This window comes from Bacillus sp. AFS040349, assembly GCF_002577655.1.
GTDB lineage: Bacteria > Bacillota > Bacilli > Bacillales > Bacillaceae > Metabacillus.
Map to the genome: position 1 here is coordinate 24,127 of NZ_NUMC01000017.1, position 24,348 is coordinate 48,474.

Consider the following 24,348-nt stretch of genomic DNA (forward strand, 5'->3'; position numbering starts at 1 on the left):
TTAATCAGAATATAAACAATAATTTTAAAAGTTGCACTTTTTAGAGTTTACTAGATTTTATGTTCGCTCCTTGTTATAATTCTGCCTATTATCTTTTAAGGAGTCATTATCATATGCTTAAGAAAAAAGAACTTATTCTTATTAGTTTTATGTTATTTTCTATGTTCTTCGGAGCCGGAAACTTAATTTTCCCGGCATTTTTAGGTAGATCAGCTGGAGAAGATGTTTGGCTTTCACTTGCTGGATTTATCTTAACTGCAGTTGGACTTCCGATTCTCGGGGTTTTAGCTGTTGCAAAAGCTGGTAGCCTTGATACATTAGTAAACAGGGTACATCCTGTTTTCGCGTTTCTTTTTCCATTTTTAATTTATGTATCAATAGGTCCAGGACTAGCGATTCCTCGTGCAGGTTCCACTGCCTACGAAATGGGATTAAAGCCGTTCTTACCAGCTGAAGGAGTAAGCCAACCGATGGTTTTATTCTTCTACACAATCGTCTTTTTTGCGATTACATTATGGTTGAGCTTAAATCCTTCAAAATTAGTGGACCGATTCGGTAAGCTGTTAACGCCACTATTACTAATCATGATTTTGATCATTTTTGTAAAAAGCTTAATTACACCTATTGGTTCATTTTCTGAAGCAACTGGTGCTTATGCTCAGAACGGATTCTTCCAAGGCTTTATGGACGGATATTTAACAATGGATGCCCTTGCGGCGTTGGTGTTTGGGATTGTTGTGGCAAACACCATTCGCACAAAAGGTGTAGCAGACTCGAAATTAGTATCAAAGTACATGGGCTATGCTGGGATTGTAGCCGGCGTTTTACTAGCTTCTATCTATGGAATTCTCGCGTTCTTTGGGGCATCAAGCACATCACATGGTGAAGCAGAAAATGGTGCGCAAGTGTTAACGATTGTTATGAATCAATTGTTTGGTGGAGTGGGCATCGTGATGCTCGGTTTGTTGTTTACACTAGCTTGCTTATGCGTTTGTATCGGACTTGTTATTTCTTGTAGTCAGTATTTCTCTACGATTTTCCCAAAACTTTCTTATGCGAAGTGGGCGGTTGTTTTAACGGTTATAAGTCTACTATTAGCGAACATGGGATTAACGCAAATCCTTTCAATCTCCGTTCCGATTTTAGGGGCGATCTACCCTGTAGCGGTTGTGCTGATTGTTTTAGGTTTATGTCAGGATTGGATTCATAACCAAGTTTACTTGGTGGCAACACTGTTCACAGCTGCCTTCAGCGTAATAGAAACGATTAACAGCACTTTCCTAGGCAGGTCATTAGATTCTGTATTGAGCTACGTACCTCTTTACGACAAAGGTGTAGGCTGGATTTTGCCTGCAGTTGTTGGAGTTGTTATTGGAATCTTAATCAGTGGACGAGCTGGAGGTTCCGGTGCAAAAGATGCTAGTTTAGGAGAATCAAGACCTGAACCTAGTTTGTAGGGTTTGTGTGGTGCCTGTCACTTCCCGCATTTTGTCGACAGGATACACTTGACTGTCACATTTGTAGAAATAGAAAAAGTAGCTACCAAACCTCTAATCAGGTAAGATAGCTACTTTTTTTGTCAATGTTAAATAGGTAAAAAACTTACTAAACTTTTTATAATAGCAGGTAGACTACTCTTTTTAACATCCTGCTACTTATTACTAATTGTTTCTACAAGGTGATACATCTGATACTGTTCCTTTTGTTCCTCTAATGTACCAGGAAATTCGTTCAACAGTATTACTGGATCAAAAAACGGAAGATTCCGCTTGTCATGTTCTGTATCCACAAAGTACTGATAACTACTCCATGGATATTCTTCCGGCTTCTCCACCATACCCGCCACCACTGGGTTAAGATGTATATACCGACTTACTTCTAGCATCCCCTTCTTCGAAAGAATGACCTCATCAAAAAATCGTTTTTCATAGACATGCCCAGTAAGATTATGCCGATTGTTATAGTAATCCGCATATTTTTTGTTTATCAACGCCATTATGGATGATAGAGAATGGTATTGTGATCTGAGTTGCAAGTGGTAGTGGTTTGTCATTAAGCAATAAGAAGCTATTTCAAAATGGTATTTTTCATGGAGCTTTTTGAGGAGATAAAGAAAAGTTGCAAAATCGCCATCATGCATAAAAAGAGGATCTCTGCGGTTTCCGCGGCATACAATATGATAGAAGCAATAGGGGATCGAGACTCGAGGTTTTCTGCCCATTATCGTGTCACTCCGAGGACTCTGCTTTGGATGCAAGCTTTATGTGCGTGCCATCTACCCTAGATTTGTTTGCCCACTTTAAAGCACACTTTAATAGAATCATATATCTACCTCCAATATTTATTTTCTTTTTCCAGAACAAGAGTATTCTACTTACTAACAGAGATCAAGTGGTTTCGTTCGACAAATTGCGGGAAGTGACAGGCACCACAAAAACCCCCGTCCCCCCGCACTTACTTTTTACCAAGCACCCCTGTAAGCACCTCAGTGACCCCATGCATGTCCAATGGTCGACTTAACAGATAGCCTTGCCCCAGTTTACAGGAGTTTTCTAGTAGAAAAATAAGTTGCCTTTCTTCTTCTATCCCTTCTGCTATGACTGAGAAGTTCATGGTGTGGCTCATTTCGATGATTGCTTTGGCAATCGAGCCGTTTAGGCCTGAATCTAGGATGTCATCTACAAAAGATTTATCAATTTTAATCTTATCAATCGGAAGATACTTTAAGTAGCTTAGTGAAGAATAGCCTTTTCCAAAGTCATCAATCGCAATCTTAACTCCAAGCTCCTTCAACTTCTTTAACACTATTCTTGAGAATTCTATATTTTGCATAATGCTCTCGGTAATTTCCAGCTCTAGGTCAGCAGGGTCTAGTTTAAAGTCCTCCAGTGCCTGTTTAACATCGTCAACAAATCCCAAGTCCTGTATTTGTCTAACTGAAACGTTAACCGCAACCGGTACAGCTCCCAGACCAGCGTCCTTCCATAGCTTATGCTGCTCACAAACTTTGCGAAGCACCCATCTGCCTATCGGGACAATGAGACCAGTTTCCTCTGCCAGCGAAATGAATTCAACGGGTGAAATCATTCCGAGCTTTGAGTGCTTCCACCTTAACAAGGCTTCAACACCACAAACCTCTCGTGTATCCAGCTTGTATTGTGGTTGATAGTACACTTCAAAATGATCCTCTGCCAATGCCTTTCTTAATCCAACTTCCAGCTCCATTTTTCTTGTAGATACATTTTGAAGAGAAGAGGTATAGTACTGATAATTATTTTTCCCTCGCTCTTTCGCAAGGTACATCGCAGTGTCAGCATTCTTAATCAGTGTTTCCTGGTCTTTTCCATCTACTGGATATAGACTAATCCCCACACTAGGTGTGACAAAAAACTCATCGCCATTAAGGTCGAACGGCTGAGAGAATACCTGAAGAATTCGATCAGCAACTTCTTCGATTTCCTTATTTGAAGTGGACTCCAACAAAATGATAAACTCATCGCCACCTTGTCGGGAAACCATGCCTTGATCACTAACAGCCTCTAACAATCGTTTCGCCGCTTTCTGCAGTAAAAGATCTCCAGTGGAATGACCTTTTGTATCATTGACGATCTTAAAACGATCTAAATCTATAAATAAAACAGCGACCATGTTGTTGTCGTCCGCTTTACTCAAACATTCATTTAAATAATCTTTAAACATGTTTCGGTTTGGTAGTCCTGTTAGCGAATCATAATAGGCCATTTGATGGATGATCTCATGTGCTTTTTTACGTTCAGTGATATCTCTTCCAACAATTAACCTTGCTTCGCGTCCTTCATACAGGATATTCATGACTGAAATCTCAATATCAATTGTGTTGCCATCAAAACGAACAATTTCAGTTTCAAAGCGCTTTTTTTCAAGTTCAGAGGAAATCATGTCTGATAATGCCTCTTTAATCACCAGTACACTTTTTGTTGGCATGTAACGTAGAATCGATTTCCCAATTAAGTCACAAGGATTTTCTTCCCCCAATAATTTACTACCTGCCTCGTTAATATAATCAAATTTCCAATTCCGAATGACTGCAATAATATCAGGAGACATCTCAACTAATCCGCGATAACGCTCTTCTCGTTCCTTGTTATCCGTTACATCAAATAACACGCTAGTGAAGTCAACAAAGTTCCCCTTTTCGTCAAACACAGGAATCCCACGATCTCGAATCCATCTTACTTCACCATCAGGCTTTACGATCCGATAGAAGTTTGTTACAGGCTTTCCACCCTTTAACTCTTCCTGTCGCTGTTCTATAACCTGTAAATCCTCTGGATAAATAACTTTTTTCCACAAAAGCTGATCTCGGTAAAACTCATCAAGGGAATAGCCATATAACTTCTCCATTCCAGGAGTAATCATAAGATTATCCTCTTTTAAATCATGAGACCAAATCGCAACATCCAATGAATCAAAAATACTATTCAACCTTTGATTGCTCTTCTGCAAATCCTTAGTTGTCTTATTTACAGTTGCAAGCAAATAGATAAGTAAGGCAATCATTGAGAAATTCAATGTAATAAAAACAATGTGATATAACATACTGTCATGGTGAAAAAAGAAGTATAGAGTTCCCACTAAGATATTACAGATAATTATTAACGATATATACGACATCCATTTATGCTTAAAAATATTCATTAAAAACTCCCCTAGTGTCTAACCTAATACTTCTATTTTACATAGCGATGACAGTCCCTGTATAGGTCAAAAGCAATATACTTTGACCAATTTAGACAAAAGACGACAAATCCCCTACACTAAACAGGTGCTCTCTCCTAATGCTTAATCTTTGAATTTTTTAGGATCAACCATATACAAATTCGTTTCCTCTACAACAAAAGATTGGCGAGTGGTATCCGTTATTCGTTCATGCCTGTATTCATATGTATTAACAAGACGGGCGGCAATGCTGAGCTTTGCCTGTAAAGTTCACCATTATCTGAGTAATAAGGTAAAATGCCATTTTATACTCGTGGATCATGTAATCATTTAACATTTGAATGCTCTCCATATCATCATCCTCTAATTAAATTTAATTCTTTAAATTTACAAAAGAGTTGGATATAATACGAATATAGTTGGAATGATATCCAGCTCACATCAGGCCTTAAGCACTCGCCGACCAAAGTTTATGCTTAGGGTTTTTTCGTTCCCCTCATATTTACCCCTTCCATTTCCCTACAAAATTTACTATATCCTCCAATATTATAAGTTAATTTTCCAGAATATTATGTAATTTTATTGTAAATCTTGTAAACTTTTGATGTTATTTGTTGCAGATTGTAGCAAACTGTTATATGGATTAAATGATTCGTGTAAGGTTTAACTAAACCTCATCTCACCTTCAATAAAATCATACATCCCAACCCTAGCTCTATACTCTCTCCTGGATTCTTCCACAAATTGCTGATAAAGAATTGTATAAAAATATCCTTCAAAACTCTTATGTATTTTTCCTAGCTTTTGTGCAAATAGTGTTTGTTTAAAGGCTTCAATGACATGATCTACAAGAGACTCAATGTCTTGATGAAAATTCAGTTTATTGTATGCAACCATTACTGAATTCCATAGCTTATAAATGTCAATTGCTTTGAAGTAAGGTTTTACAACTTGTACAAATTCTTTAGGAATTGAGCCTGGTAGTTCTTCTATTTCTTCTTGAGCTGATTTCTCTTGTTTTTGTATTATATTTTTATTCTCACAGAGTGAACTTAATTTATTCTCTGTTTTATTAGGGGTGACAGGTGCCGTGACATCATGGGGTGACATCTTCGCTTGCAATGACCTGACAGAAGCAAAGGATTGTATGATGAGAAGGTTAACACCCTGTGACCCATTCATTCGTTTTGTTGCGATTTTCTTAACAATCCCCTTTCCCTCTAATGCATTCACCGCGCGAATCACCGTCCGACGACTTACACCAACCATTTCAGCAATATAGTCATACTTTGCAAATGACACCCCAATCACCTTAACCGAATGCCTCCATATCACACGTAGAACCTCAAGTGTTCCCTCTGATAACTCACTTTTATGCTTATATAAAAAACCTCGCACAGCCTGGTCCATCTCCTCGATCGTTTGGAACGATTGGTACTTCCTGATTGTCTCATAATTTAACTTTTCCACAGCTTGTCACTCCTTATTTAATAGAAAATAAGTCATCTTCACTGCTTATATAGGGATTTTTTGTGATTGAGTAGCGTCTCATTTAAAAAAATTTTTTTAAAAAAATTAAATTCAGACGCTACCCAATGACAGTTTTTCTCTATATATAGGGCGAAAGGAGGTGATCAGCATGGCAGATCAAGTTATTTTAGATAGCAACCTAAGCTTAATTTACGACATGGGGATGGACATCAATGGCAAGCCAATCTCTAAACGAAAAAGCTACAACAATGTAAAAACTTCTGCAACACCAGACCAATTGCTTCAAGTAGCACAAGCAATCGCTAGCTTACAAACTGAAACCTTAACACTTGTTGAGCGAAGCGACACACACCAGCTTACAGTTTAAGTTCCGCTAGATTATTAGGAAAGGAGGTGACATCATGGCCAAAACGTTAGAACTTCAATTTTTAAACACAGAAGGAAAAACAGTTAAGATCAACATTGATTCACCTATTGAACCTGTTGATACTGTTGCTTTAAACACAGTAATGGACACAATCGTCTCTACGAACATTTTCTTCTCAACTGGAGGGGACTTTGTTTCTAAAAAGGGAGCTAGAATTGTAGAGCGTAACGTAGAGGATGTTGTGCTTTCATAATAAGGTTTTGGGCTGACAATGGTTTTTTGTCAGCCTACCTTTATATAAAAAAAGAACCAGAAAGTGAGGTGCAAAACATGGAGCAATGGATATCATTCATCAGCGAGGTCGGCTTTCCTATTATTGTTACGCTGTATTTACTAAATAGGATTGAGAGCAAGCTTGATGCATTGAATCAGTCAATCCAGATGCTGCCTTCGCAGTTGGGGAAGGTTAATTAAATAAGACTATTTAAGGAGTGACGCATGAGCTCACTCTTTTTCTTTTTATTCAAAAGGAACTTTCGTTTCATAACCACTTTCAGCAATCACTACATTCTCTATTTTTTCAGAAGTTTCTTTATCTACTTGAATGACAAATGTTCTAGGTGTTGCATCAGATGTGCAATTCCCCTCTGGTTCAGACAATGGCAGTGTCATTGTTTTGTTGTCAGAGCTTACTTCAATATTTTCTATCTTGTGAGGACAACTACCCGATTCGTGAACCCCAATGAAAAAAACATCTTTTTCTTTAAAGTTAATACTCGGTAGTTTTTTCTCAAACCCATACAACTCCCATGTTTGTTCAAATTCTGATGAATTAACAGATTTCTTCACCATGTATTCAAACATTGGTCCTGTTTCTCTCACAAAGGCAATTTCGTGAAAATTTTCTGGCAATGTCTTTTCACTTGCTACCACATCTTTGTCATTTGGCTTACTTTCGGTAGTAGGCTCATTGCTACAGCCGAATAATAATAACGGTATAAATACAGCCAGTGCGAGTAATGATTTGTGAATTTTCATTTCATCCTTCTCCCCTTTCTCTATTCGATTAGACGACTATTTTATGTGAAAGTTTCATATTACAGGTGAATGCATTAGTGCTTTTTAGAAAATTAACCCTCTCCTATTTCCGCTTTCTCTTTTTAGTTAAACTCGCTCGAACACACGCATACTCTATTAACCTCTCAATAAAATCAGAGCCATCACCACTCGTAATGGCTCGATTGCCTGGAATTGAACCTAAATAAACTTGTCCATCAACAATCAAATCAGGCGCGTGTTTTTCCACACGAGCAATTACCTCACTGTTTTTAAACCCATTTCTTCTTCCGTTATGGAAAACATGATCAACATTAAGCTGCAAAACATTTGATGAATCACCAGATCTATCTCTTGCAACAGCTAGATACGTATTTCCTGCGCGATTACCATAGACAGGATCATTCTCGAAAGCCGGTGTTCCAAAGACGGCAATTCTATAGATTTCATGTTTCCCCTTTAAATTTTTCACGATAAAACTACGATAGTACCCGGGAAAAGCACCTCCACTTGCATTACCGAATGAAAAATATCCGTAGGACAAGTCTTCTTCTATTTGTGACTGATATTTCCCACTAATCATAATATCTCCACATAAAATATAATTTTGCAACTCCGAGAGAAATGGGTGCATATCAGCTTGCGTCCCCTCACCAATATACCCAGCATCAAGTAAAAATTGAACATATCGATTATATGTGGTCAAGTCATATGTTAACCGCCGCAAAGGACGAAATGAGGTATATTCCACTTTTCCTTTGATTAGCTCTGAATATGTATAAAGTTCCTTCGTTAGAGGTATAGTTTTCTTACCTTGAACTTCATATAGTTCTATATTTTGACCGTTTGCAATGCCAATATATTTGGCTTGAAGGACCTTATTATAGGCTTTTACCTGTTCCAGTGTATGATCTGTTAATTCTATATGCTTAGCTTTTAACTCTAATACTAGTAAGGCATGCTCTTTACCTTCCCTATCTTTATGCCAAACCACAATATCCGCTCGTTGCTTCGATGTGTGATCTATTTGTTTGAGGGCAAATTCAGTACTTATCGAATCTCTAGGTATCTTCATTTCTTCGATTAAAACCTGTAGTAACTGCTGTCTAACCTCTTCTTCAGGGGTATACTGCAGGAAAATTTGTCTACAAGGATCATATAACAGCTTCTGTCGTCCACTTTTATAGGTCTTCATCTCGCTTCTTCCCTTTTGTACAACTTCACAGGAAGGCGATCAACCATCCCCACATCAATAAATTCTATATATCCTTTTGAGAGAAATAAGATCTCGGTTGTAATCGTCGTGTGTGTTTGTCTTGAAATATCGTAAAGTATGACTCTATTATCAAATTCTGCTGAATGCAGCACTAGAAAGGTTGTGAACATTTCTTCCTCTGATTGGTCATGACTTTCGTTTATTACTGCGAAAATATCATATGGATTTGATAAGAGTAATTGCTTTATTTGTGATTGAGATAAGCTTGTGTTTATTAGATGAAAATCTTGACCTCGTTGCGTAATGACTGAAGGGAACATGAACTAGTACTCCTTTTTATGGAAATTTACTTTATTATAAAAAAATTTCAAATCAGACGCTACCCAAGTCTCCTTTTTCTATATATAAGGGGTGAAAGGAGGTGATCAGCATGGCAGATCAAGTTATCTTAGATTCTAACCTAAGCCTAATTTACGACATGGGGATGGACATCAACGGCAAGCCAATCACTAAACGTAAAAGCTACAACAATGTAAAAACAGCTGCAACACCGGACCAATTGCTTCAAGTAGCACAGGCAATCGCTAGCTTACAAACTGAAACATTAACACTTGTAGAGCGTAGCGACACACATCAGCTTACAGTTTAATTTCACTAGACTATTAGGAAGGGAGGTGACATCATGGCGAAAACTTTAGAACTTCAATTTTTAAACACAGAAGGAAAAACAGTTAAGATCAACATCGATTCACCAATTGAACCTGTTGATACTGCTGCCTTGAATACAGTAATGGACACAATCGTCTCTACGAACATTTTCTTCTCAACTGGAGGGGACTTTGTTTCTAAGAAGGGAGCTAGGATTGTGGAGCGTAACGTTGCTGACGTTGTGCTTTCATAATGGAATGGGGGTTGGGGCTGACAGGGGGGTTTCTGTCAGCCTCTTCTTCATTTCGACAAAATTCGGGTGGTGCCAGGCACCACTAAAACCCCCTTCCCGCACCACCCTCATACTGTGCTCCCCTTCTTGCGTGTACTATTCGAGGTTCATTCGACAAAAACCGGGAAGTGACAGGCACCATCTTGGAACTTCCCCTCCGTTTCTGTATAATACTTCTATATTAATTCTGTTTAAGGGACAACTTTAAGTCATAACTCTCGAACAAGCATCATACATCTTTTCAAGGTAGTTTTTCTAACTTTCAATGAACACAGGAGGTTACTATGAATCTAATTGAAGTACAGCCCGTTAAATTTAGTTTTTTTGAAAAACCGCCCGCTTCCTCTATGAATCAAGCATTTGTTTATGAAAATGCTGAGCATAACTATGAGGTTGTTAAGAACGGAGACCGCCTTTCTCGAAGTGATTTACGCGCAGGTAAATACACGAAAGTTTATATTGTTGATATGAGCATCCAAAACTTCAAAGATGTAAGTGAGTACCCGTCACTTGACCGCGGCCGTAGCTTTCAGATTGATTTATCGATAGATTACAAGGTTATTGACCCTATTTCTCTCGTGCAGCAAGGAGCTGGAGAGATTGTTACGTTTATTAAGAAAAAGCTCCCATATTGGCTTGAAGAAATCACTGTTGACTATTCAATTGAAGATATTAAACGTGTGAAAAAGCATATTGAAGATCTTCACGAGCACTCATCAATGGTGACTGGACTTAAGCAGGTTGGCATTGTTGTTTCTGACATCAATGTTCTCGTAAAGCAAAGCAGCAGTGATCAGGAGCACGATAAAATGTTCAGAGAAGTGGACAAAGATCGTGAGCTTCGAAGATATATGCAGGAATACGAGCTTGAGGATGCCCGTTTTATCGCATCCCAAATTCAGGATGAAATTAAATCTGGTAATCTTTTTAACGCCCTGCTTATTGCTGAGAAAAATGAAGCAGCTGCTGACATTATTAAAAATCGGATTGCTAATGAAGAAAGATTTCGAATGGAAGTCCAAGAACAAGTCAGAACAATGCTGTTAGATCCTACTGTAGATGAGGTTGAAGCAAGAAGACAGCTAACGAAAATGAACATGTATTTTCCTGTCGAGAGGTAGAGATTCACAAAAGGAGAGTCATATAAGTGGAATCGATTATTAATCAAGTATTCTGGCTATGGGTCCCTCTAGCTCTTTTGCCCATATGGCTGCGAATTGGTCTTACTGTTTTTCTAGTCATACTTGTTGCGCGACCGATCATCATTCGACTATCACCGAAACTTATTCAATGGACGGCACTTCTTTTAACAAAGGGAGTCGAGCTGCTCTCCTATCCGGTGATGCTCGGATTTCACCGCTATCTAGCAAAACAAAGAAAAAATGGATACTATCATATTCCGGTTTGGCTTGAAGGTAGTGAAGAGGTTTTTGCGCTGCTCATAAAAGGGCTAACAAAGATACAAGACCTTTCAAGAAAACGAAAGAGAAACAGCATTCTAGCCAATCGAATCGTACGAACTTTTGCCATCATGTCGGCCATTTTACTGCCTCTTGCAGTCGTTAACAATCCAACAGCGTCGTATTCAGAAACATGGCATCGCTTTGACAACTGGGTCTCAACGGAAAAAGTAGAAAAAGAGCTCGGATTTCAATTAAGTAATACACAAAACAAAATCCTTGGTCGAGTAAACCAAGCCACAGCTAAAATAAATCCAGTTGAATTTGTTTTAACAAAGGACTTCAAAGAAGGCGGAAACATCCGCTCCACACCGTCTCTAAAAGGAAAAATTGTTGGTAATTTCTCAACCGGAGAGGTTGTTACCTACCTTGGTGAGGAAGAATATGATGATAGTGGGATACGATGGTTGAAGGTTGAAGCAGAGTCAGGAGAGGTTGGTTGGGTTTCTTCGAGGATTGTGGTGAAGAAGTAGGTTGGTTGGTGCCTGTGCGTGGCTCGGGGTGGTGCCTGTGGCTCGGGCGTGCCTGTCACTTCCCGAAGTTTGTCGAATGCGGTTGGGGGGCCATGGATCGAGGTGGATCGGGGTGGTGCCTGTCACCACCCGAATTTTGTCGATTAGAACCTTATACTTTCCGCATATGACCAAGCCCCATCCAAAGAAATAAACACAAAAGGACCGCATGAACATGACGGTCCTTTTCTACTCATCAAAATATACCTAAGAACTTCTTCTTCTTAATTTCTAGTGGAGGCTGCCTATAAATCGTATTTCCTTCCACGACAAGCTGAGCATTTTCTTGGAACATATAAGTAAGCTCACTACCAAATTCCTTTTCAATTTCATCATAAGCTTCTCGTAAACGAAACGTTCGACCTGAGAGATTATGTGCGTCAGATGCAATAAAATGAGCCTGACCTGCTTCAATTAACTGTAGTGAAAATTTCTTTATTTTCTTCCCAAAATGCCCGGTAACACTAGAAGCAGTTACTTGTGTAGCTGCACCTTTTTCAATTAATTTATAGAGAATACTTGGATGTTCAATAATCTCTGAATTCCGTTCAGGGTGGACAATAATAGGTAAAAGGCCAGCTAATTGAATATCAAATAGCAATTGCTTCGTATATCTTGGCACATGGTTTGAAGGCAATTCAATAAAAAGGTATTTTGAGTAATTAAGTGTTAAAATCTCACCCTTCTCATAATCCGCTAAAAGATCACCGTATATTCGTGTCTCTTGACCAGGCAAAATCTCGATAGATAGATCTTGTTCTTTAATCCGTTCATTTAACTCGATCACTTTATCCTTAATATCCGAAGCCTTATTGACGTATTTTCCGTTGTTATGGTGTGGTGTTGCAATGATTTTCGTAATACCCTCATTAGCAGCATGCCTTAACATATTCAATGTATCTCCGAAATCCTTTGCACCATCATCGATCCCTGCCAGAATGTGGCTATGAATATCAATCATGTAACCCCCTACCTTTCTATTAAGACTATACAAAATTTCAATATTACTATTATCGTATACTTAATACTAGAAGTCTATATTCTAAATTAAGCCAACATATATATCTATCATTTGGTATCGGTCGTATGATTGATCTACAAAAGAGTAATAAAATAGGGCCGTGATGATCCTTTACCTTCAACTAACAAAAAAGAGAAGTGTGTGAACACCTCTCTTTACTCAACCTATGATTCGACAATCTTCGGGAAGTGACAGGCACCATCCCCACAGGCACCATCCCCACCCCCTCACTGTCTTCTTTCCAGATAAACCTCCACCCACGGCCGAATCGAAATATAAAGCCCTGCTATAATTAACCAGCCAAAAGCAAGATACGTCCAGCCTTTGAAAAACTGTAGCGTATAATTATAGCCCGTCAAAAACATGATTCCTGGGAAAGCAAAGATCAGGATAAATGTTAACCAAAGGGCCCAACGCGTGCACATCTTGGCATCTTTCATCAATTGCTTATCTTCCATGATTAGATAACCTCTCTTTCTGTTGCAAGCTGAAGTTCCTTCTCTTCTTCATCAAAGCTCTTGAATTGATCCTTCATTGCTTCAAAATCAAATTCCTGCTTGGAAATTAAGGCATGACCTATTGAAATAACTCCACTCACCACAAACACTGTTACATTTCCATACAGCATCGCATGTAGTTGACCTAGTGATTCGACTGTAATTGCTCCGGATAGCATATTAGCAGAAAGTAACCAAACAGTAATTCCCGATACCATTCCAGCTAACGCCCCATAAAAACAGCCATTGTTCGTTGCTCGTTTCCAAAGGAGACCAATTGTTAAAGGAATAACCGCACCACTGACGAAAATACCCATTGCCATGTAAACAAAACCTAGACCAATTCCAATATTAAAAAGTAAAACTGACAGAATACCCATTGCAAGGCCGAAACTTAATGTAACAATACGTGACACCTTTAATGTTTGCTTACTACTTGCTTTTGGATTAATGGATTTACGATAAATATCCGTTACAATAATATTCGTAATAGCTGTTAGCTCTGCTGCACCTGTTGACATAACCGCCATGAACAACATCACCAAAAACAGAATAGAACCCACACTACCTAGTAACTCAGCTGCCATTAAAGGAGCAGAGGCATCCGGGTCGGTAATATTTAACCCAAGTCCCGCTGCCGTTACCCCTAAGAATGTAGCAATCGCAAACGGAATCGAAAACCATGCAATCCCACCGTAGATATATGCTTTCGATGCTGCACTATCTTTACTCGCAATCGCTCGTTGCCAATACGACTGATCCACAAACACAGTACCAAAGTTACCAATAATATTAATCATTCCAAAAAGAAGTCCTGGTACTGAAGCCATTGTTAGCATTTGTTGTGATTCTGGTAAAGCGCGCAACCCATCATAAATTGTATTTACACCAAATTTCATATACACAACTGTTGCAAAAATCGTTAAAATAACAAAAATCATGACCGTATTTAAATAATCTGCAATAAATGATGCTTTTAAGCCGCCAATCATCGTATAAATCGTAAACGTCAGTGGAATGAGAAGTGCCGCCACATAAACATTCATTCCTGTTAATGAATTTAGAGCGATTGCGCCGCCTAAAATAACCATCGCTGTTACAATAATATTTGTCATAAGAGCAAAGAACATCATTAGCTTATGATTTTTTTGATCAAATCTTTTCCCAATAAACTCTAAAAACGTATGTGCCTTAGGCGCCTTTCGTTTTAAATGAATCGCAACAATGGCAAATAATAATACTTGAATACAGGCCCCTGCCGCATACCAGTACGGCCCACTAATACCATACTGAAATCCTGTTGATGAAGACATCATCAACGTTGCTGCCCATGTCCAAGCTGCAATGATCGATGCACTCGCTAGCCCAATCCCCACACTTCGCCCAGCCGTACTAAATTCCTCAGCTGTCATCTTTGTCTTCGAACGACGCTGCATAATGATTGTTAAACCAGTGAAAAACACACCGAAAATAAGTAAAATCATATATCCCGTAGTTGATGTTAACATGAACCTACCTCCTATTTATAAAAGCTAACAAAGCAATTACTCCCAGATAAAATAAATGTGATTAAATCTAACATGTCTAAGTATAGTGAATTTTCTAATTACTAATCAAATGACTTGTTAGATTTTCTAACATTGTAATTTTATGGGCAGGGGCCTTTGGTTTTAAAAAGGGGCAAGATATGTAGGTTTTAACGTCCATTACAGGACCTTTACTCTCTTCTTAGATTTATTCAGTTGTAGGTTCTATCTAGCAACGTTCGACAAAATTCGGGGAGTGACAGGCACCAGCTCCCACTCCCGATACAAACAGCAGAAAACGACAAAAATCGGGTGGTGACAGGCACCACCCGATTTTCTATTCTACTCTCTATCTCTACCTTGTTCTAACAGCGAACGGCCTACTTCACTTAGTTGTTTTTTGTTTTCGTTTTTCACTGAGCCTTGACCTTGTTTTGCTGTTTCAGAGCTGACTGATGCAAAAATGCTGTTGGCTAGTAGGCGGTAGCTTGCTTGTGTGTGTGCTCTAAAGGCAAGGTCGTTTGCAAATAGAGTGATGTTTGAGTCTTCAAGATTTTGCGTGAATGCTAGTGTTTGACCTTTTGCAGCGTCATGTCCTGGCCACCAGCCCGCAACGTAGAAGTCGTTACTGTTACTTACAGTTGCTAATACTTCAGCTTCCTTAGGAACAGATGTAATCCACGCACCATTTGTTGTGTATAGCAGTTCGTTTGCTTCGTATCCAGAAGTTAGGATATGATCTGTTACATTAGCTTTTAATAAGCCTTCATGACCTGGGCTTGTGTAGTTGAAGTCGTAGCCTTTTAAGACTCCGCTCTCTTTGACAGCATTAAGAGCATAAACTCCAATTCCAACATATGCCTTTCCTACTAAACTATCGGCATTAAAATCATCTCTGTCACTAACAACAACGTCAGCTTCTTCAGCATTATCAACTACCTCAAAACCAAGTTCTTTCACTGAGAACTTTAGTTGCGCTGATCCCGACACTGCCACTTTAGGAAGAGTTAATTTTTCAGTTTTTACTTTTTGAGCTGTCCCAGCTGATGTAGCTTCGAAGTAATAACCTTTATACTTAGCTAAATCAGTTGTATTAACGATATAGTCACCTTTATTCACATTACCCTTCGTTTCCAATGCCTTTTCAACAGTTTTTCCGTCTTTTAAAAGCTTGTTGACTAGCTTTACAGTGTCATTATTCGTGTTCGATAGGATTTGCTTTGGTGAATTACCAGTGATTTTTCCTGTTGGTAACTTAACACTTTTCACTTCTTTCGTAAGCTTATCAAAAGCATCCTCGTCACGAACTTCTTCCAAGTCAAATCCTCTTAAGTCAGAGAAATTAACAACGATTGGATCGTACATTGCACCCCAGTCTGAAACATCGTCACCTTCGTAAAGCATGGCGTTTGCTAAGCCACGTTTTGCTTGATCCATTGGGACGATATATGTTCCCTTCGGATATACGGTTCCATCCACTCTTGCTGTAATTAACATTTGCTCTACTTCTACTCCATTGCGAAGCAAGTAATCAACCATTTTCGCTGCTTCTAATGGGTTCTTTTGTACTTTTTCATCGACTGGAATGACGTAATATTCAGGGAAGAAATTCGCATTTCCTTCTCTTGTACGCCCGATTGATTGTCCAGCTGCATTCACAAAATACTCATCTACCGCACGATCGTCTTCACCATTTACTCCACGTTCAAAAATTTCAAGCTGATTTTTATACAATTTATCCTTATTTTCTGTTACATAAAGGGCTGCCCCAAGTCCAGCACCATACATAGCATCATACCCATTTTGGCTTAGTGCAGGTGTTTCAACTGTATGACCTAATGAACCATGTAGCATCGCATACATTGCCGTATAAGCAGGCGTCATATCATCCCAGCCATCGCCATAATCAAGAGCTGGAATTTCATAGGAATCATAAGCTGAATTACTAATTCCTGCATCTCCCATTGAATGAGCTTGCTCAATCATGTTTCCATAAAGTAAATCGTATTCAAAGTTCGGATTATGTGGTGGTGTTGTTGGCTCAATTAAGAACCCACTCACATAGCCGTGCAGATCAATAAATGATAGTGGTGTCCACTTTGCAATTTCTTGTGTTACTTCTTGTGTTTCAATTTGTGTTTGATAGTGGTTATCACGATTTAAGTCAAAGCCATTGGCATTTGCTCTCGTGTTTGCCACTCTTCCATCAGGATTGTTCGTGAACATATAAAGGAAAATCACGTCATCAAGAACATCATCAACATTTAACGTGACAGCTTTTTCTTGTTTATTTTCACCTGTATTAAAAGTAATTTCGTCTTCTAGTGCAAACTTCTTGAATAACTCAACCTGTGCATCCACACCTTCTACTTCATCAGGGTGAATATTGTTAATCCAAACGGGAACCTGGTAATCGCCCATTTCTCCGTCTTCTAACTTTTCTAGTAAACTCTCAGGATCTTCTAATGCAGTTGGTAGAGTTTCATTTAAATACTTGTCTACCGCTTCTTTATCTCTAGCTAAAACAACAAAATGCAGGTCACGACCTTCTACTGATTTCCCAAAGTTTTGGTATTCAAGGTAGCGATCATTAGTTTCTTCTGCTTTTTCAAAAACTGAATCAATCGTTGGCTTCAATTCATCATAAAAATGAAATTGGTCATATACATTTAGTTCGACCGTCTGTGCTGCCTTCTTATTACTAGCTTTGTCCACTAATGCTAGTTCGTAATCACCAATAAATTGCTGATATTGAGTACGAATTGTTCGGTTTGATAGATTGTCTGTGTCGTAAAGAAGACCGAACTCTAAAGTTGCTTCGATTTTTGTTCCACTTACGAAATGTGGCTCCTCAATCACCTTAATGAAAGGGTCTCCTGTGTATGTATTGTCCTTCTTAACCCACTTTTTCCACTCTGAAAGCTTTTTGCCTTCAAATTGAAATTCTAATTGACTTAAATCTACTTTCTTTCCAAAATCCGCTTGAACTTCAACTGTTCTCGCTTCAGTTAACGAGAATAAAGTCCTATTACTCTCTAACTCTATTACATTGTCCGCTGTTTCAGCAGCTGAAACCGGAAGAACTGGTTGTGCGAATAGAGTTAATACTAATAAAAATGCTAATAAACCTGAAAACCTCTTCTTCAATAAACTCATCCCTTCTTATATGTTTGCTTAATAGAATACATAATAATAGTAATGGAAAATTCTGAATCTTAAAAGAAAAAATGTTCGGGATACGAAAGAAATATTTCGACAAACTCCCCATATACAATCTACTCTTCTACTTAGCTCCCTTTACACTCCAACAGTCACTCTATCTTTTAGCCAATAGTAGTATCAATAGCCCACAAATGTTAACAAAAATCTTCACATCCACCCCAAAGTTCTAGCATTCTATTAATACTGATATATTTGAAGTTTAGTATGTAATTTTACCTATTTCCATTTTTACGTAAGATCCTTTAACAGGCTTTCTATATGTTAAACACAAATTATCTTTTCCTACTGCACAAAAACATTTAGAACAAGTAGTTAGATGAGTTTTAGAAGAGAAGACCCTTGATTTAAAAAAACGTGATCATCCCTCCCATCAAAAAGAAGCAAAGGAGCCCACCCTTTGCTTCTTTACTTTTTAAATACAGCTATTGTTGTAGATTCTTAGAATTCCCTACAGCAGCTGTATTAAAATCATCTTCCTCTAGCTTCCGAATAGCATATCCCTTTGTATATGGCGCAAGGAATCCATATAATGCTGAGAACATGAATCCGCCTAGGTTAAAGATTGCCCATGGTAGGAATTCAAAGTTACCTACACCTAAAGTGGTTGCCATGAATACGCCGGAAACAGTCCAAGGCATTAATACTTCTGTTATGGTGATCGAATCTTCCATATTTCTTGATAGATTAACTGGATGTAGCTTCTTTTCTTTATATACTTTTCCATAAATATCTTGAACTAGGAAAAACGATACAAGGGCGTTTGATGTACAGTTAATCACTGCAAAGCCAGTGACAAGTGCGGAGAACGTGATGCTGCCGATTGTTTTTAGGTGAACGATGATACGCTCTAGAATGACGTTTAGGGCTTGAGAAACTTCTAGGGCTGAAGCAAAGAAAAAGGCAACAAAGACAAAGAAGGTAGCGTTATACATAGAATAAAGGCCGCCGCGGTTTAGTAATGATTGCATTTCTTCACTAATCGTATTTTCGCCAAGCATGTCAACATGAAAACCAGAAACAGCTGAAGCAAATAGATTTGATACAGATGCGCCTTGTGTGATCCATGCAAGAACTAAAGCAGTAATCGCTGAGGTGAATAAAACTATAAGTGGTGGCTTTTTCATTAAGGAACCTGCAATAACAACGATTGCTGGGATCAATAAGAATATGTTTAAGTTAAATAATTGATCAAGGCCAGTCATCATTTCCTGAATACTAGCTAGCTGTGTAGAATCTTTTTCAATCCCAAAACCTACAAATGTAAAAACAATAATGGCAATAAGAGAGGATGGAATGGTTGTATATAACATGTGCTTAATATGTTCATAAAGGTTAGATCCTGCAGCAAGGGAGCTCATATTTGTTGTATCTGATAGAGGAGATAACTTATCACCAAAATAAGCCCCTGAGACAACCGCACCTGCAGTGATCGCTAATGATAAATCCATTGTTTGAGCTATACTCATAATGGCAACACCAATCGTTCCCGCTGACCCCCAAGAGGTACCAACACAGGTTGATACAATGGCTGTCACCAAGAAGGCTAATAAGTATAAGTAGCTTGGATCAATAATCGCAAGACCATAATACACAAATAAAGGAATTGTTCCTGAGATCATCCAGGTTCCTATTAAAAGCCCGATGCTAAATAAAATAAGGATAGCTGGTAGCGCCTTTTTTATTTTTTCTCCCATTACGCTGATGATCGTATCCCATTTGTGCCCGTTCACAACAGCGAAAATTGTGAAGACAACTCCTGCAAATAATAGCATTAATTCTGCTGGATACTTTAATATACCGATACCACCAATAAAAATGACTAACGAAATAATAATAGGAAGTAATGCCATCCCTAATGAAGGGCGTTTCATCGTAGCCTCACTCATATATCAACTCTCCTCTACATTTTTTTATAGTTGTTGAAATCCATGTTCTAAGTCACTAATTTGAAGGTCTGAACCTTCTAACCCTACTGATAATCGAATTAATCCTGGTGAAATTCCTTGTTGCTTTAAAATCTCTTCATTGTTTACCTTCACTGGTGCGTTCACAAGGCTCTCAAACCCTCCCCAGCTAACACCAATTTTGAATAGTGACAGGCCATCAATGAATTTGCATACACTAGAGAAGTTAGCCTCTTTAAGTTCAAAGCTCAAAAGACCTGTAAACCCTTTCATTTGTTGTTCTAGAAATGGCTTACCCTTCTCAAGGCTAGGGTGATAAATGCGCTCAACTTCTTGCTTTGACTGTAGATAATCAATAATTTTCAAGGCATTTTCATGATGTTGCTTTAAACGAATGGGTAATGTTCGCAAGCCACGAATAATTAAAAATGCATCATTTGCTCCTAACACAGAACCATTTAGCTGGTACCCATATTTAAAAATTTTATCAACTAACTCAAAACTACCGATTACCGCTCCGCCAACCACATCACTATGACCACCGATATATTTCGTTAGTGAATGAATCGATAAATCAAAGCCTAATGTTAGTGGTTTTTGAAAAATCGGTGTTGACCAAGTATTGTCAATCGCTGTGATAATCCCCCTTTCTTTAGCTATAGTTGCGACAGCTTGAAGATCGACTATATTCATAAGCATTGTCCCTGGACTCTCTACATAGATCATTTTTGTGTTGTCCTGGATTGCATCATTTATGTTGTTTAGTTCATGATCAACATAACTACAGGAAATGTTGAATTTCTTGAGGTGTGTCAGCAATTGAGTTGTAGGTCCGTATATATTATTGATAAACAATACATGATCTCCGCTTTCTAGAAGCGAGAAAAAAACGGCACTAATGGCCCCCATTCCAGAACCAAAGCATTTACACTTATCCCCCCTTTCAAGTGCAGCTAGCTTTTTTTCGAGAACTTCAACTGTTGGATTCACCCCTCTGGAATAAACGTAATGCTCCCTTTCCAAGTTTTGAGCCTCGGTAAATTCCTTGAAGTTTTCAAAAGCAAAAAGACTCGTTTGATAAATTGGTGGAGAAATAGATCCGTGATGTTGTGAAGGATCTTCGCCAAAGTGGGTGCATATTTTTTCATCGATGTGAAGCATAAGTAAGTCAACCTTCTTTCCTTTAACTAAATTCCAGCATCCTTTCACCACCTATACTATCATACTATCAACCTGTATGAAAGCTCTAAATATTCTGATTTATATTTCCTTTTTTAAATTGGATAAATAAAAGGGATTATTATACACTTAAAGCAAGATACATTAGAGGTGAATTGTATACATGAAAACTTTTAAAAAAAGGAGACTATCTGAATTAGTCGCTGATGAAATAAAGGAATATATAAAGCAAGAGGACCTCAAAGAAGGAGATCGCCTACCTCCTATTTCTACATTAGTTGAAACACTAGGTATCGGCAGATCATCACTACGAGAAGCTCTACAGTTATTAGAATCACAGGGTTTTTTAGAAATTTTGAATGGAAAAGGAACCTTCGTCAGAAACAGTAAGCCATTCCAAATTCAAACTTCCTTCGATATTGACAATGAGAAACAATTTTTATTGGAAGCATTAGAGGTAAGAACTGCCCTTGAAGGAAAAGCAGTTGATTTGGCTGCAAAAAGAGCAACACGTGAAGAAATAGAGAAAATGGAATATCATTTAAAGGTTTATGTACAATGTATCGAAAATAACGAACGAGATGAGGCCAACATGGCTGACTCCTTATTTCACCAAACCATCTATGAGGCAGCCAATAATGAATTATTAAAAACCATCATCGACTCTGTATGGGATACCTTTCATGAATTTTGGAACGAGCCGTTTGGAATTCAAGACATCTTCGATAAAAGCTATCCGTACCACGAAGAGCTGCTTCAAGCTATAAAAGAGAAAGACCCAGAACGAGCTTCAGCTGCTTTCTTGAAGATCATGGACTTTGTTAGAAGGGCTATTGAAAAGATATAACTTTGTGGGTTAAGGAGCCCCCCTCTACTAGAGTGTGGGGGGTTTGAACATATCTTTTTAAAAACCACTCATTGCTTTCGTAACGAGGAGTGTTATTTGCTAGCAATCGACAAACTTCGGGAAGTGACAGGCACCAAATAAAAGCCGTTGCTTTCCTCTTCTCCATTAGAATATTTTTTTGTATAATAGACATATACTAAAAAGAGAAGTGCGCTAACACTTCTCCCTGCAACCTCTACCGTCAGGGTGGCGGTTGTCAACATTATTTATGTTTTTGAGAACCACCCTTTAGCTTCCTACGGCGCGGGGTGGTTTTCTTGTTTTCTAAAACGTTCTTTCGAAAGAAATATGCACTAATTTCCCGTACAATTCCCTTCAAAACTTCCCGTAGAACTTCAAGAAATGTTTCCATGGTTATCACCCCCTTTCCTCTAAAGGAAAGAAGACCAACAACCAACCACCCTCACAATATTCAGTTGCAACCTTATATTACCATAATCTACCTAGTGTAATAACTATCAATCTTCGACAAATTTTGAGTAGCCCCTGTGAGGAGAAAAAACCTATATTTTGTGTAGAAAACTAATGGTTATATGTGAGGAACCCTTCAAGGTTGATGCAGTAAATGTAAAGGTTGTCATTAAGTATATTGGAATATATTCAAACCATACAACTAAGAGTGTGATGTAATCATTCTAAGAGCAATACTCATACTTGCCCAACATGTGGTCCTGGACTGATAAAAGAAACTGAAGTCGGTGTATGTACGATTGTGGTGATAAAATTTTTAGTGATGGTTCATTCTTTTATATAAATTGATCGCTTAAAACGGATAGATGAAATTTGTTAAAAACTTAATAATCCTAGCAGTTCAAAACCTTCTTTATTCATGTACACAAAAAAGAAAAGTGCGCTAACACTTTTCTTTTTTCAAGTCTGCATACTTCACCTTAGTCCTAGCCTACCTTCCTCCATAAACAATCCTCTTCAACTCCGCCTTCTCTCCACCAACCAACATAATATCCTTTCCTTTATCCCGGTCATAAGCCGTGAAACTGACTACTTTTTCACCCGAGTTGATAAATAGCTCAATAGAATGTAAGTCAATGTAGAGAGATAGCTTGATATTTTCATCGCTGTTTGTCGATAGGTCCTCCACCTTGATGTTACCTTCATCACCATAATCTGAAGATAAGAGTAATACATTGTTTTCAACATCTACTTTGATATTTGTTGACTTTTCCCCTTCCTTATTCAGCTTAATGGTGAATTCGCCACTAGTTTTAGGCACAACCACTTCCAAAAAGCCGGTTGTTTTCCCTTCAATATGCATTTCTTCTCCTTCAGTCAACTGAACAATCTCACCAATAACAGATGGAGAAAAATAGTTCTGTGTATCAATAAACGGTTGTTGAACAAGCCGTTCGTTGATTACGTTTAATTTCCTCGGTAATGACATCATTCCATTAAATCCATATTCTTTCGGTGGATTTGTTTGGTTCCACCTGTGCATCCATCCAATTAACAAACGTTCTCCATCCTTCCCCTCTGTTGATTGGGGCGCGTAGAAGGTTTGACCATAATCTAGTAAGCCCTTATCGTCCGGAGTGAATTTCCCTCTTTCAAAATCCATCTTGCCAATCAGATATGCTGTTGTATTTGGAACATCCTTTGTATATTCAGGATCACATGGCATTTCAGAGAATAAAAGAACATCTTTTTCATCAACTTTAAACAAATCTGGGCATTCTAATAATTTATTTTCTTCGAAGGTAGATTGAAAGATTGATGAATGATAGGTCCATTGAACTAAATCCAGAGACTTAAACATAATAATCTCGCCACGCCTCTGAGCATTTCTAACAGATAATACACAATAATACACACCATTAACCTCAATAACCTTAGGATCTCTAAAGTCACAAATTAAATAGTCTTCCGGTAACTGCTTTTCACCGATCACAGGGTTTAGCTTATGTTTTTCAAAAGTAATTCCATCTTCAGATATCGCAATACACTGGCGTTCCGCAATCTCAGATTCTACTTTGTCAAAGCCTAAGTTCGGATCAACATGACCCGTGTACATGACATATAGCTTTCCATCCTTTTCAATCGCACTTCCTGAGAAACAGCCATTCGCATCATAGGCTTTGTCATTTGCCATTGCCACAGGGAGGTATTCCCAGTCAATGAAATTCTCAGTTACGGCATGCCCCCAATGCATATCACTCCAGACAATATCGTAAGGGTAGTATTGGTAAAACAAATGGTATTTTCCTTGATAAAAAGTAAAGCCATTCGGGTCGTTCATCCATCCAATTTCAGGTGAAAAATGATAGATTGGACGGTTATTTACGTTGTTTTTGTTTTGTTGAATATATTCGTTTGCTTTTTGTAATTTATTCATTTTGC

At 38.3% G+C, this 24,348-nt stretch carries 22 protein-coding genes; 9 read left to right on the forward strand and 13 right to left on the reverse strand.

Going from position 1 to position 24,348, the window contains the following annotated elements; all coding sequences use genetic code 11:
- Nucleotides 1-113 precede the first annotated feature (113 nt).
- Nucleotides 114-1,457 (forward strand): branched-chain amino acid transport system II carrier protein, encoded by a 1,344-nt coding sequence (gene brnQ, locus COD11_RS04760; RefSeq protein ID WP_098795621.1) that lies wholly within the window; start codon nt 114-116, stop codon nt 1,455-1,457.
- Nucleotides 1,458-1,651: 194 nt separating this feature from the next.
- On the opposite strand, the gene COD11_RS04765 is transcribed toward brnQ, so the two are convergent.
- The 3 genes from COD11_RS04765 to COD11_RS04775 form a co-directional block, all read right to left on the reverse strand.
- The gene (locus tag COD11_RS04765; RefSeq protein ID WP_098795622.1) at nt 1,652-2,221 is read right to left on the reverse strand and encodes a transposase; all 570 of its coding nucleotides are present in this window, start codon (nt 2,219-2,221) and stop codon (nt 1,652-1,654) included.
- 233 nt (nt 2,222-2,454) lie between these two features.
- A complete protein-coding gene (locus tag COD11_RS04770; RefSeq protein ID WP_098795623.1) occupies nt 2,455-4,677 on the reverse strand; it encodes a sensor domain-containing protein in 2,223 nt (740 codons plus the stop codon).
- Between the two features lie 684 nt (nt 4,678-5,361).
- Entirely contained in the window at nt 5,362-6,168 is an 807-nt protein-coding gene (locus COD11_RS04775) for a helix-turn-helix domain-containing protein (RefSeq protein WP_098795624.1), read from the reverse strand.
- A gap of 169 nt (nt 6,169-6,337) precedes the next feature.
- Between COD11_RS04775 and COD11_RS04780 the strand changes: the two genes are divergently transcribed.
- From COD11_RS04780 to COD11_RS04790, 3 genes are all read left to right on the forward strand, one after another.
- A complete protein-coding gene (locus tag COD11_RS04780; protein ID WP_098795625.1) occupies nt 6,338-6,556 on the forward strand; it encodes a DUF1659 domain-containing protein in 219 nt (72 codons plus the stop codon).
- Between the two features lie 34 nt (nt 6,557-6,590).
- Complete coding sequence (locus COD11_RS04785) at nt 6,591-6,809, forward strand: DUF2922 domain-containing protein (RefSeq protein WP_098795626.1); 219 nt, start codon at nt 6,591-6,593, stop codon at nt 6,807-6,809.
- 77 nt (nt 6,810-6,886) lie between these two features.
- Nucleotides 6,887-7,030 (forward strand): YvrJ family protein, encoded by a 144-nt coding sequence (locus tag COD11_RS04790; RefSeq protein ID WP_098795627.1) that lies wholly within the window; start codon nt 6,887-6,889, stop codon nt 7,028-7,030.
- A gap of 45 nt (nt 7,031-7,075) precedes the next feature.
- Here the strand turns inward: COD11_RS04790 and COD11_RS04795 are convergent, their stop codons facing one another.
- From COD11_RS04795 to COD11_RS04805, 3 genes are all read right to left on the reverse strand, one after another.
- Nucleotides 7,076-7,594, reverse strand: a complete 519-nt coding sequence (locus COD11_RS04795) for a hypothetical protein (RefSeq protein WP_098795628.1) — start codon at nt 7,592-7,594, stop codon at nt 7,076-7,078.
- A 103-nt stretch (nt 7,595-7,697) separates the two neighbouring features.
- On the reverse strand, nt 7,698-8,807 hold the full coding sequence (locus tag COD11_RS04800; protein ID WP_098795629.1) for a type I restriction enzyme HsdR N-terminal domain-containing protein: 1,110 nt from the start codon (nt 8,805-8,807) through the stop codon (nt 7,698-7,700).
- The gene (locus tag COD11_RS04805) at nt 8,804-9,148 is read right to left on the reverse strand and encodes a hypothetical protein (RefSeq protein ID WP_098795630.1); all 345 of its coding nucleotides are present in this window, start codon (nt 9,146-9,148) and stop codon (nt 8,804-8,806) included. The genes COD11_RS04800 and COD11_RS04805 overlap by 4 nt, the downstream gene beginning before the upstream one ends.
- Nucleotides 9,149-9,258: 110 nt before the next feature.
- On the opposite strand from COD11_RS04805, the gene COD11_RS04810 reads away from it, so the two are divergent.
- The 4 genes from COD11_RS04810 to COD11_RS04825 all read left to right on the forward strand — a co-directional run bounded on the left by COD11_RS04810 (nt 9,259) and on the right by COD11_RS04825 (nt 11,701).
- Nucleotides 9,259-9,477: a DUF1659 domain-containing protein gene (locus tag COD11_RS04810; protein ID WP_098795631.1), complete on the forward strand. Its 219-nt coding sequence runs from the start codon at nt 9,259-9,261 to the stop codon at nt 9,475-9,477.
- A gap of 33 nt (nt 9,478-9,510) precedes the next feature.
- Nucleotides 9,511-9,729, forward strand: coding sequence for a DUF2922 domain-containing protein (locus COD11_RS04815; protein ID WP_098795632.1), 219 nt, complete (start codon nt 9,511-9,513; stop codon nt 9,727-9,729).
- 323 nt (nt 9,730-10,052) lie between these two features.
- Complete coding sequence (locus tag COD11_RS04820; RefSeq protein ID WP_098795633.1) at nt 10,053-10,889, forward strand: hypothetical protein; 837 nt, start codon at nt 10,053-10,055, stop codon at nt 10,887-10,889.
- 26 nt (nt 10,890-10,915) lie between these two features.
- Nucleotides 10,916-11,701: an SH3 domain-containing protein gene (locus tag COD11_RS04825; protein ID WP_098795634.1), complete on the forward strand. Its 786-nt coding sequence runs from the start codon at nt 10,916-10,918 to the stop codon at nt 11,699-11,701.
- Between the two features lie 235 nt (nt 11,702-11,936).
- Here COD11_RS04825 and COD11_RS04830 read toward each other — a convergent pair whose 3' ends face one another.
- From COD11_RS04830 to COD11_RS04855, 6 genes are all read right to left on the reverse strand, one after another.
- Nucleotides 11,937-12,701, reverse strand: a complete 765-nt coding sequence (locus tag COD11_RS04830; protein ID WP_098795635.1) for a tyrosine-protein phosphatase — start codon at nt 12,699-12,701, stop codon at nt 11,937-11,939.
- Between the two features lie 287 nt (nt 12,702-12,988).
- Nucleotides 12,989-13,219: a hypothetical protein gene (locus COD11_RS04835; protein ID WP_098795636.1), complete on the reverse strand. Its 231-nt coding sequence runs from the start codon at nt 13,217-13,219 to the stop codon at nt 12,989-12,991.
- 2 nt (nt 13,220-13,221) lie between these two features.
- A complete protein-coding gene (locus COD11_RS04840) occupies nt 13,222-14,766 on the reverse strand; it encodes a sodium:solute symporter family protein (RefSeq protein ID WP_098795637.1) in 1,545 nt (514 codons plus the stop codon).
- Between the two features lie 360 nt (nt 14,767-15,126).
- The gene (locus COD11_RS04845; RefSeq protein WP_255301535.1) at nt 15,127-17,931 is read right to left on the reverse strand and encodes a M14 family metallopeptidase; all 2,805 of its coding nucleotides are present in this window, start codon (nt 17,929-17,931) and stop codon (nt 15,127-15,129) included.
- A gap of 497 nt (nt 17,932-18,428) precedes the next feature.
- On the reverse strand, nt 18,429-19,892 hold the full coding sequence (gene nhaC / locus COD11_RS04850) for a Na+/H+ antiporter NhaC (protein WP_098795639.1): 1,464 nt from the start codon (nt 19,890-19,892) through the stop codon (nt 18,429-18,431).
- Between the two features lie 24 nt (nt 19,893-19,916).
- A complete protein-coding gene (locus COD11_RS04855) occupies nt 19,917-21,071 on the reverse strand; it encodes a trans-sulfuration enzyme family protein (RefSeq protein ID WP_098795640.1) in 1,155 nt (384 codons plus the stop codon).
- 181 nt (nt 21,072-21,252) lie between these two features.
- Here COD11_RS04855 and COD11_RS04860 point away from each other — a divergent pair, with 181 nt between their 5' ends.
- Entirely contained in the window at nt 21,253-21,936 is a 684-nt protein-coding gene (locus tag COD11_RS04860) for a FadR/GntR family transcriptional regulator (protein WP_098795641.1), read from the forward strand.
- A gap of 961 nt (nt 21,937-22,897) precedes the next feature.
- On the opposite strand, the gene COD11_RS04875 is transcribed toward COD11_RS04860, so the two are convergent.
- Nucleotides 22,898-24,343, reverse strand: coding sequence for a glycoside hydrolase family 32 protein (locus tag COD11_RS04875; protein ID WP_098795644.1), 1,446 nt, complete (start codon nt 24,341-24,343; stop codon nt 22,898-22,900).
- Nucleotides 24,344-24,348: the final 5 nt, after the last annotated feature.